The following is an 8,835-nucleotide window of genomic DNA, read 5'->3' on the forward strand; positions in this document are numbered from 1 at the left end:
TATCAACAAAAAAGGAGCCTAAGCTCCTTTTTTATGCTCTTATTATTTTTTCATCGCAAAAAAAGATTTCGGAAGTTTTCGGTGGTTTTTTGTGCCACTTCAGAAAGAGAGCACGATTTGAGTTGCGCAATATAAGAAGCGACTTCGACAACGTAAGCGGGTTGATTCTCTTTGCCACGATGGGGAACAGGAGCCAAGTAAGGAGAATCTGTCTCAATAAGAAGCTTCTCTAAAGGTAGAGTCTTCACCACTTCTTTTAACTCTGTAGCTTGACGGAAAGTAACAATCCCCGAGATAGAAATATAAAACCCCAGCTCCAGTGCAGCTTCAGCAAATGGAAGATCTTCTGTAAAACAGTGGATAACACCACCACATTTCTCTGCCCCACCCTTACGCAAAATATCTAGAGTATCCGCACGTGCGTTTCTGGTATGGATAATTAAAGGTTTGTTGAGCTCCACTGCAAGATCAACGTGTTGCTCAAAGCGCTCTTTCTGTAACGCGGCCGTTTCGGGCTTGTAATGATAATCTAAACCCGTTTCGCCAATAGCGACGACTTTTGCATTCGACGCATGGTGGCGCAATACGTCCATCGAAAAGTCGCTTTCAACATCAAGTGGGTGCACACCGCACGAAGCATAAACATTGTCATAAGGCTCGATCATTTCCATCATTTTCGGGAAAGAATCCAGCGTTACTCCAACAGAAAGTAACTCAGTTACGTTTGCTTGTTTAGCTTTGTTAATAACGTCTTCCACATTGATGTGGAGATCGTCGTAATTCAATTTGTCTAAATGACAATGAGAATCTACGAACATAATGCCTCTCGTGATTCAATTAACCAATTCATTGATAGTAGCTCAAGGTTCAGGCCAGGAAAGGCTTGCACCTGAGCTTTCAGGTTCATCAGCGCCTTCGCTGATGAGTACAAACCGTTATAGTTGTCCGGTTGAAACTTTGTCGCGCCCGGAAGCATTTGAGCTTCTGATACACCAAACTGCGCTTTCTGAGCATCTGTCAGTAAATACCATGCCCAGTCTAGTGATTGCTCTGAGTGTTTAGCGATTAAAGAAGCACACTCAGAAACGTCTGAAACAGGCGAAGACATTGCCTTAATAAAACTGCGTTCAAAAGCCAAGTAAGCTTCGAGATCACCATTATTTAACGCATCCAATGTTTTTATTGGAGAGCCCATATTCAGTTTTAAGGCATAAGCAGGAACTTGCTTCGCCCCTTGTTCGTGCATCCATTGCATTGCTTGTTCCGCTGACGGAGGCGCAACAACCCAGTGTTGGCAACGGCTACGAATCGTTGGGAGCAGACGCTCCTGATTGTGGGTAACGAGCAAAAACAAGCACTTTGCCCCAGGCTCTTCTAGCGTCTTTAACAGCGCATTCGATGCCGACTCGTTCATAGAGTCCGCCGGTTCTATTACAAATAGGCGGTAACCATTAAGCTGAGATGATTCCTGAGCAAGACGGTTACAAGCGCGAATTTGGTCCACCGTTATCGCCTTTCCTTCTTTCTCTGGCTTGATCCAGTGTAAATCAGGGTGGTTTTGAGATTGATTTAGCTGGCAGCTATGACAAAAACCGCATGCTTCACTCGCGTAATTTTGGCAAAGAAGCGCTTGGCTAAAAAACTCGATAAGTTTTTCGATGCCTAAGCCCTGATCGCTTTGTAATAAAAGCGCACCTGGTATTCTGTCCGACTCTAACCCTACTTTGAGGTTATCCCATATTGGCTGTAGCCATGGATAATCATTTAACATGAGTCACCTAAATTTACATTTCACTTATTGACGAGCTAGCCACTCGTTTAGAGCGTCCCGAATATCACGCGACACGCCTTCAATCGTCTGTTCTGCGTTAATGATAACGATGGAAGGATCGGCATGAGCAATCTCCAAATAACGCTCACGTGTACGCTCGAAGAAACTAATATCCATCTTCTCTATACGATCTAACTCACCACGCCCACGCGCACGCTCAAGCCCAACACGAGGGTCAATGTCCATATAGAGAGTAAGAGCAGGTTTAAAATCACCAAGCGTTGTATCCCGGAGATTTTTCATTAACGATGCGTCAATCTGACGGCCACCACCTTGATAAGCTTGCGACGACATATCGTGTCGGTCACCAACCACCCACTGACCGTTTTCCAAAGCTGGTTTGATCACGTTCTCAACCAACTGAACACGTGCAGCGTACAGAAGAAGCAACTCCGTCATGTCCTTAAGTTCTTCACCTTCGTGCTCTTCTTTCACCAGAGCGCGCATTTTTTCTGCTAGCGGTGTGCCTCCTGGCTCACGGGTATTTACGATATCCTCAATACCGGCCGCTTTTAGCGTATCTAAAACGGTTTTAATCGCAGTGCTTTTACCCGCGCCTTCTAGGCCTTCAACGACAATAAAGTTTGCTTTCATCATTTGTTCTTTCTTAGTTCTCTTAAATAGGCACGAACAGCACGGTTGTGCTCAGCAAGGGATTTCGAGAATACATGTCCGCCCTTTCCACTTGCTACAAAATATAAATAGTTGCTGCTTTCTGGATTCAAAGCCGCTTCAATGGAAGCTTCACCAGCCATCGCAATCGGTGTTGGTGGCAATCCATTGATGGTATAGGTGTTATATGGTGTCGGCGTACGCAAATCTTTCTTACGAATGTTGCCATCGTAGGCGTCACCCATACCATAAATAACTGTCGGATCAGTTTGTAACCGCATGCGTTTGTTCAATCGGTTGATAAACACAGAAGCGACGCGCTCACGCTCAGAATCAATAGCCGTCTCTTTCTCTATGATAGACGCGAGAATCAAGGCTTCATATTTATCCTGTAATGGCAGCTTTTCTTGACGAGCTTCCCAGCTAGCGTCCAGTATTTTATTGAGTTTTCGATGCGCTCGTTTTAATAACTGGCTTTCACTCGTACCCGCTGTGTAATGGTAGGTTTCTGCTAAAAACAACCCTTCTAGCTTTTCTCTCTCAATTCCGAGCTTCGCAGCCATTTCTTTTTCTGAAAGATCGGTTAAATCATGCTTTAAATAAGGAGCACTTTTTAGTTGATCTACCCATTCAGAAAAGCGGCTGCCTTCAACAAAAGTGATCGCAAACTGGTATTCTTTTCCAGTATTCAGATGCTCCAATGTTTGCGAAAGCGACATACCAGGCTCAAGTTGGTAAGTACCCGCTCGCACCTGCAACAATTCTGGATATAAGTGAGGAATTAAACGGATGTACTCCGATGTTTCAATCACCTCATCTTCAACTAAGGCGCGCATGACATGATGAAAGCTTGTACCACTTTCTACAGTAAACAGCTGAGGTTGTTCCAATAGAATAGGCTTTTCAACGTATTGTTTAGCCTGTGAAATTATATAAAAAACAGCTGCTGCGCCTATCACTGCGATCAGCACAACAAAAGCCAACAGTTTTTTAATCACGTAGTTAAATTCCCTTGCAGTCGTTGAGTCAATTTTCCTATCGGAAATATAGTCTTAGAGTTCGATGTCACTATGCTGCGAATAGGTGCGATACCTAATATTGAGTTACACATGAAAGCCTCGTCAGCACTCAGCAAATCTGGAAGTATAAAACGCCCCTCGATGACTTCAATATGACTTACTTTAAGTAACTCAAGCACCTTACGACGCATTACGCCCGTAACGCCTGATAAGGTCAGCTCCGGCGTAAATACTTTATTACCTTTAACCCAAAAAAGGTTGGCCATTGTAGTTTCAATGACATGGTTTTGCACATTTAACGTTATTGCATCTGCAAACTCTGTATTGTCGATTTCAGCCTTGGCGAGAATCTGCTCTAAACGGTTGTTGTGCTTATGTCCCGCAAGTAAAGGTTGAATCCCTAGACGAGTATTACAAACGCCCAAGTCCACACCTTGTTCTTGCCAAGATGAATAATGAGAAGGAAACGCAAAATTGGAAATCGTCACGATAGGGCCTTCAATCCCATTAGGGCTATACCCTCGCCCGCCAATACCGCGGCTAACGTGAATCTTCACCCCCGCTCGTGCGTCAGATAAAACCGCTTTGCTTGCCCAATCATGCACAACTTCCCAGTCAGGTGAAGAGATCTTCAAAGCGTCAAGGCAAGCACTCATGCGCTCAGTATGTTCTTGCCAGTAAACCAACTCTCCATTTTGGGTCAGGATGGTGGTAAAGCCTCCATCACCGTATTGGAATGAGCGGTCACCTAGCTCTACATGCGTTTGCGGAACTCCATTTACCCAAAACATTCACGTACCTTCAAATTAGCAGACAACAAATAAAACAAAACGGCTCAATGCTAAGCATCGAGCCGTTAGAATACAAGTTTCGCTTATCTAAATAAGGTTAGATAGTGTTACTCAGCGAACTTTTTGAAGATCAAAGAACCGTTTGTACCACCAAAGCCAAACGAGTTACAGATAGCGTATTCCATACCTTCAACTTTGCGCGCAGTGTGCGGCACAAGGTCGATGTCTAGACCTTCTTCTGGGTCATCAAGGTTAATCGTTGGTGGAACGATTTGGTCAACCAAAGACATAACCGTGATAATTGCTTCAACAGAGCCTGCTGCACCTAATAGGTGACCAGTCATAGACTTAGTTGATGATACAAGTACTTGCTTCGCACCTTCTTCACCAAGAGCACGTTTCACGCCCTTGATTTCTGCAACGTCGCCAGCAGGAGTAGATGTACCGTGAGCATTCACATAACCTACTTGGGTACCTGTGATGTTCGCGTCACGCATTGCCGCTTCCATCGCAAGTGCACCACCAGAGCCATCTTCGCTTGGAGAAGTCATGTGGTAAGCATCACCAGACATACCAAAACCAACCAGTTCTGCGTAAATCTTCGCGCCACGTGCTTTCGCGTGTTCGTACTCTTCAAGCACCATCATGCCAGCACCATCACCTAGAACAAAACCATCACGGCCTTTATCCCATGGGCGAGACGCTTTTTGAGGCTCTTCATTACGAGTAGATAGCGCTTTAGCTGCACCGAAGCCAGCCATGCCAAGAGGCGTAGAAGCTTTTTCTGCACCACCAGCAACCATCGCATCTGCATCGCCGTAGGCAATCATACGTGCTGCATGGCCGATATTATGCAGGCCAGTAGTACATGCGGTAGAAATCGCGATATTCGGACCACGAAGACCACGCATGATAGATAGGTTACCTGCAACCATGTTTACAATGGTCGAAGGAACAAAAAATGGGCTAACTTTGCGAGGGCCTTTGTCTACTAATGCAGTATGGCCAGTTTCGATAAGGTCAAGACCGCCAATGCCTGAGCCGATAGCAACACCAACTCGAGCCGCATTTTCTTCGGTAATTTGTAAGCCAGAGTTATCAAGAGCTTGAATACCCGCTGCAATGCCGTACTGGATGAAAAGGTCCATCTTACGAGCATCTTTTTTAGACATGTACTCTGTGCAATCGAAATCTTTAACAAGACCTGCAAAACGAGTTGAGAAGTTCGTAGTATCAAAGTGCTCGATATTTACGATACCACTTTGACCTTCTAGCAGGGCTTTCCAAGATGATTCTACTGTGTTGCCTACCGGTGACAACATACCCATGCCAGTGACAACTACACGACGCTTGGACACGATATAATTCTCCGGGAATTGAATATTTCTATGAGAGGATAGAAGAAGTTAGAAAGAACACAGGCGGTCTAGGAGACCGCCTGGGAGAGCTAATTACTGAGCGCTGTTTACGTAGTCGATTGCAGCTTGAACAGTAGTGATCTTCTCAGCTTCTTCGTCAGGAATCTCAGTGTCGAATTCCTCTTCTAGAGCCATAACTAATTCTACAGTGTCTAGAGAATCAGCACCTAGATCGTCAACGAAAGAAGCTTCGTTTTTAACTTCTGCTTCGTCTACACCTAGCTGTTCAACAATGATTTTCTTTACGCGTTCTTCGATGTTGCTCATTTTTCTTTTCCTTTACAGATTTCGCCTAATGCGATGATTCCGTAGTTTATTCGAACTATTGAAAGTTGCAAGGGGGTCCTTGCTGGTCAAACCACAAAATTAGCGAATTTAACCGAATTTCAATACATTTTTGACTTAAATCATGCACAAATCTTGCGCATAAGCATGACAAGTTCATGACAGTTAACTGCAACTATAGGCTATTTTTCACAATGTAAAATAGCTTATTTTGCATAAACTGTCGCATTAAACCATGTACATACCACCATTTACATGCAAAGTTTCACCAGTAATGTACGCTGCTTCAGGAGAAGCAAGGAAAACTACTGCTGATGCAATTTCACGTGGGTCACCTAAACGACCTGCTGGCACGTTCGACAAAGTTGCCGCACGTTGGTCATCATTTAGTGCCTTAGTCATGTCAGTTTCGATGAAACCAGGAGCAACAGTATTCACTGTTACACCACGAGACGCAACTTCACGAGCCATTGATTTAGTAAAACCAATCACGCCCGCTTTCGCTGCTGCGTAGTTAGTTTGACCTGCGTTACCCATGGTACCAACAACAGAGCCTACGTTGATGATACGACCCGCACGTTTTTTCATCATGCCGCGTAAAACCGCTTTAGACATGCGGTAGATAGGCGTTAGGTTGGTATCGATGATGTCGTTCCACTCATCATCTTTCATACGCATCAATAGGTTGTCACGAGTAATACCAGCGTTATTCACCAGAATATCGATCACACCAAATTCTTCGTTGATCGTTTTTAGTGTCGCTTCGATAGACTCGACATCGGTCACGTTAAGAGCTAGACCTTTACCGTTATCACCAAGATACTCGCTGATAGCAGCCGCACCACTTTCAGAAGTAGCAGTACCGATAACCGTAGCACCTCGCTCGACAAGAAGTTCCGCGATCGCGCGGCCAATACCACGGCTTGCGCCGGTAACTAGCGCGATCTTACCTTCTAGATTCATCATGTTGTGTTTCCTTTTCTTATCGCAAATTTATCGCTTTATGGATTACTTCGCAGCGTCTAGCGATGCGATATCATTCACTGCTGCTGCAGTTAGCGTTTTCACGATACGTTTTGTTAGACCTGTTAAAACTTTACCAGGACCAAGCTCAAGAAGATTTTCTACGCCTTGTTCGTGCATCAGTTCAACTGTTTCAGTCCAACGAACTGGGCTATGTAGCTGACGAACAAGCGCATCTTTGATTTTTGCAGGATCTGTCTCAGCAACCACATCAACGTTGTTGATAACTGGCAGCTGTGGTGAGTTAAATTCGATAGACTCAAGAGCTACAGCAAGTTTTTCCGCTGCTGGCTTCATAAGTGCACAGTGTGAAGGTACTGAAACAGGAAGAGGAAGCGCACGCTTCGCACCAGCTTCTTTACATAGCGCACCAGCTCGCTCTACTGCGTCTTTGCTACCAGCGATAACGACTTGACCAGGCGAGTTAAAGTTTACTGGAGAGACCACTTCGCCTTGCGCTGCGTCTTCACACGCTTTTGCAATCGCATCATCAGCCAAACCGATAATCGCGTACATTGCGCCAGTACCAGCTGGTACTGCTTCTTGCATAAGTTGACCACGTAATTCAACCAGCTTGATGGCTTCTTTAAAGTCGATAACACCCGCACATACAAGTGCTGAGTACTCACCTAGGCTGTGACCGGCTAGGTTTGCTGGTTGCTCTAAGCCAAGTTCCTGCCATACACGCCAGATTGCAACAGATGAAGCTAGCAAAGCTGGTTGAGTACGGAAAGTCTCGTTTAAATCTTCTGCAGGTCCATTTTGAACAAGCGCCCATAGATCGTAACCTAGTGCGTCAGATGCTTCTGCAAATGTTTGTTTTACCACGTCATATTGTTCGCCTAGTTCTGCAAGCATACCTACAGCTTGAGAACCTTGACCTGGAAATACGATAGCAAACTTGCTCATGTTGTTTTCCTTTAAGCAAAGTAAAAAGAAATAAGATGCACCAAGTGCACCTTAAATTTTGAATTCTTGTGAAACTTAGAACTTCACAAGGGCCGAGCCCCAAGTGAATCCGCCGCCAAACGCTTCAAGAAGCAGAGTTTGACCGCGTTTAATACGACCATCACGTACCGCTTCATCTAGTGCTGTTGGCACAGTTGCAGCTGATGTGTTGCCGTGTTTATCAAGTGTAATCACGACTTGGTCTAGTGACATCGAAAGTTTCTTCGCTGTCGCTGAAATAATGCGGTAGTTCGCTTGGTGCGGCACTAGCCAGTCTAGTTCAGACTTATGCATGTTGTTGGCTTCAAGCGTATCTTTTACTAGTTTCGATAGCTGAGTTACAGCGACTTTGAATACTTCGTTCCCAGCCATATGAAGCCATTTATCCGCATCTTGCCCCCGCACAGGTACAGGTAGGCTTAGAAGCTCTCCGAATTGACCATCCGAGTATATGTGGGTAGAGATAATGCCAGGCTCTTGGCTAGCGCCTACGACAACGGCTCCGGCACCATCACCAAATAGGATAATGGTTGAACGGTCTGTCGGATCACACGTTTTAGACAAAGCATCTGAACCAATCACAAGTACGTTTTTGCACATACCAGATTTGATATGTTGGTCTGCAACAGATAATGCGTACACAAAACCAGAACAAGCAGCGGCTAAGTCAAAAGCTGGACAACCTTTAATGCCAAGCTTTGCCTGCACCTGACACGCAGATGAAGGGAAAGTATGGCTACTGCTCGTTGTGGCTACGATAATCAGGTCGATATCGTTTTTATCAATACCCGCCATATCGATAGCGTTTTCAGCTGCGTAGAATGCCATGTCTGCTACAGTTTCGTTTTCTGCAGCAATTCGACGCTCTTTAATACCCGTGCGAGCAACGATCCACTCATCACTTGTAT

General features: G+C 45.0%; 10 protein-coding genes. All 10 read right to left on the bottom strand.

Annotated elements, in window-relative coordinates; all coding sequences use genetic code 11:
- Positions 1-50: 50 nt before the first annotated feature.
- The gene (locus CAG68_RS06165) at positions 51-818 is read right to left on the bottom strand and encodes a TatD family hydrolase (RefSeq protein WP_005372957.1); all 768 of its coding nucleotides are present in this window, start codon (positions 816-818) and stop codon (positions 51-53) included.
- Entirely contained in the window at positions 809-1,771 is a 963-nt protein-coding gene (locus CAG68_RS06170) for a DNA polymerase III subunit delta' (RefSeq protein ID WP_017821391.1), read from the bottom strand. The genes CAG68_RS06165 and CAG68_RS06170 overlap by 10 nt, the downstream gene beginning before the upstream one ends.
- A gap of 24 nt (positions 1,772-1,795) precedes the next feature.
- The gene (gene tmk / locus CAG68_RS06175) at positions 1,796-2,428 is read right to left on the bottom strand and encodes a dTMP kinase (RefSeq protein WP_005387350.1); all 633 of its coding nucleotides are present in this window, start codon (positions 2,426-2,428) and stop codon (positions 1,796-1,798) included.
- A complete protein-coding gene (gene mltG / locus CAG68_RS06180; protein ID WP_086046933.1) occupies positions 2,425-3,441 on the bottom strand; it encodes an endolytic transglycosylase MltG in 1,017 nt (338 codons plus the stop codon). Before mltG ends, tmk begins: the two co-directional genes overlap by 4 nt.
- Positions 3,438-4,253 (bottom strand): aminodeoxychorismate lyase, encoded by an 816-nt coding sequence (gene pabC / locus CAG68_RS06185; protein ID WP_086046934.1) that lies wholly within the window; start codon positions 4,251-4,253, stop codon positions 3,438-3,440. The genes mltG and pabC overlap by 4 nt, the downstream gene beginning before the upstream one ends.
- Before the next feature lie 107 nt (positions 4,254-4,360).
- Positions 4,361-5,611 (bottom strand): beta-ketoacyl-ACP synthase II, encoded by a 1,251-nt coding sequence (fabF, locus tag CAG68_RS06190; protein ID WP_005372948.1) that lies wholly within the window; start codon positions 5,609-5,611, stop codon positions 4,361-4,363.
- A 93-nt stretch (positions 5,612-5,704) separates the two neighbouring features.
- Positions 5,705-5,938: an acyl carrier protein gene (gene acpP / locus CAG68_RS06195; RefSeq protein ID WP_004406112.1), complete on the bottom strand. Its 234-nt coding sequence runs from the start codon at positions 5,936-5,938 to the stop codon at positions 5,705-5,707.
- A 246-nt stretch (positions 5,939-6,184) separates the two neighbouring features.
- A complete protein-coding gene (fabG, locus tag CAG68_RS06200) occupies positions 6,185-6,919 on the bottom strand; it encodes a 3-oxoacyl-ACP reductase FabG (RefSeq protein WP_031781117.1) in 735 nt (244 codons plus the stop codon).
- Between the two features lie 45 nt (positions 6,920-6,964).
- Positions 6,965-7,888, bottom strand: coding sequence for an ACP S-malonyltransferase (gene fabD, locus CAG68_RS06205; protein WP_005387313.1), 924 nt, complete (start codon positions 7,886-7,888; stop codon positions 6,965-6,967).
- A gap of 75 nt (positions 7,889-7,963) precedes the next feature.
- Positions 7,964-8,835: beta-ketoacyl-ACP synthase III (locus CAG68_RS06210; RefSeq protein ID WP_161440923.1), on the bottom strand; the 872-nt coding region annotated here is incomplete at its 5' end.

Origin of the sequence: Vibrio sp. V42_P2S4T144 (genome assembly GCF_009904715.1) — a bacterium.
GTDB lineage: Bacteria > Pseudomonadota > Gammaproteobacteria > Enterobacterales > Vibrionaceae > Vibrio > Vibrio alginolyticus.

Excerpts from the sequence above, each read along its gene's own strand:
- CAG68_RS06165 (WP_005372957.1), bottom strand. The coding sequence starts at position 818 with ATGTTCGTAGATTCTCATTGTCATTTAGACAAATTGAATTACGACGAT.
- CAG68_RS06170 (WP_017821391.1), bottom strand. The coding sequence starts at position 1,771 with ATGTTAAATGATTATCCATGGCTACAGCCAATATGGGATAACCTCAAA.
- tmk (WP_005387350.1), bottom strand. The coding sequence starts at position 2,428 with ATGATGAAAGCAAACTTTATTGTCGTTGAAGGCCTAGAAGGCGCGGGT.
- pabC (WP_086046934.1), bottom strand. The coding sequence starts at position 4,253 with ATGTTTTGGGTAAATGGAGTTCCGCAAACGCATGTAGAGCTAGGTGAC.
- acpP (WP_004406112.1), bottom strand. The coding sequence starts at position 5,938 with ATGAGCAACATCGAAGAACGCGTAAAGAAAATCATTGTTGAACAGCTA.
- fabG (WP_031781117.1), bottom strand. The coding sequence starts at position 6,919 with ATGAATCTAGAAGGTAAGATCGCGCTAGTTACCGGCGCAAGCCGTGGT.
- fabD (WP_005387313.1), bottom strand. The coding sequence starts at position 7,888 with ATGAGCAAGTTTGCTATCGTATTTCCAGGTCAAGGTTCTCAAGCTGTA.